1 protein-coding gene is annotated in these 933 nt (G+C 74.3%); it reads left to right on the top strand.

Going from position 1 to position 933, the window contains the following annotated elements; translation table 11 throughout:
• A partial coding sequence (locus HO151_RS02830) for a sensor histidine kinase KdpD (RefSeq protein ID WP_254594663.1) occupies positions 1-933 on the top strand: 933 nt, incomplete at both ends.

The raw sequence follows: 933 nt of genomic DNA, 5'->3' as shown, positions 1-933 counted from the left end.
GACCGCGCGGCCGGCCCGCCCCGGCCGCCGACGACTTCGACCTGCTCGCCGAGGACCTGGCGTCCGCCCAGGACGGCGCGGTCGCCGCGGTGGTCCAGGCCTCCCGGCTCTCCAGCCGCGCCGGCAGCGAGCAGAAGGTCGAGGTCTTCGTCAATCTGGCCCGGCGGCTCCAGTCCCTCGTGCACCGCGAGATCTCGCTCCTCGACGAGCTGGAGAACGAGATCGAGGACCCCGACCTGCTCAAGGGCCTCTTCCACGTCGACCACCTCGCCACCCGCATCCGGCGCCACGCCGAGAACCTCGCCGTGCTCGGCGGCGCCGTCTCGCGCCGGCAGTGGAGCAACCCGGTCCCCATGACCGAGGTGCTGCGGTCCGCGACCGCCGAGGTCGAGCAGTACTCACGGGTCAAGCTCGTCCCGCCGGTCGAGGGGACCGTGCGCGGGCACGCCGTGGCCGACGTGATCCATCTGCTGGCCGAACTCGTCGAGAACGCCACGGTGTTCTCGGCGCCCCACACGCAGGTGCTGCTGCGGGCCGACGTCGTCACCTCCGGGCTCGCCGTCGAGGTCGAGGACCGCGGGCTCGGCATGCCGCCGGCCGAGCAGCACAGGATGAACGCGCTGCTGGCCGACCCGGACCAGGTGAACGTCGCGAGCCTGCTCCAGGACGGCCGGATCGGGTTGTTCGTGGTCTCCCAGCTCGCGCGCCGGCACGGGATCGCCGTCCGGCTGCAGACCAACATCTACGGCGGCGTACAGGCCGTACTGGTCGTGCCGCAGGCGCTGCTGGGGGCGGAGGACGAGACACGGGGCGGCGGGCAGGGGGCACCCGCGCGGGGGACGCCGGGTCCGGCCCCTACAGCCCCCGCTCATGCGGCCCCCGCCCCTCCTGGTGCGCCGGCGCAGGGGACGTACCTGCCCGTGCCCCCGTCCG

This window comes from Streptomyces sp. 8P21H-1, from assembly GCF_013302945.1.
Note: the sequence above shows the minus strand (reverse complement) of the source record. Positions and strands in the feature narration are given on the sequence as shown.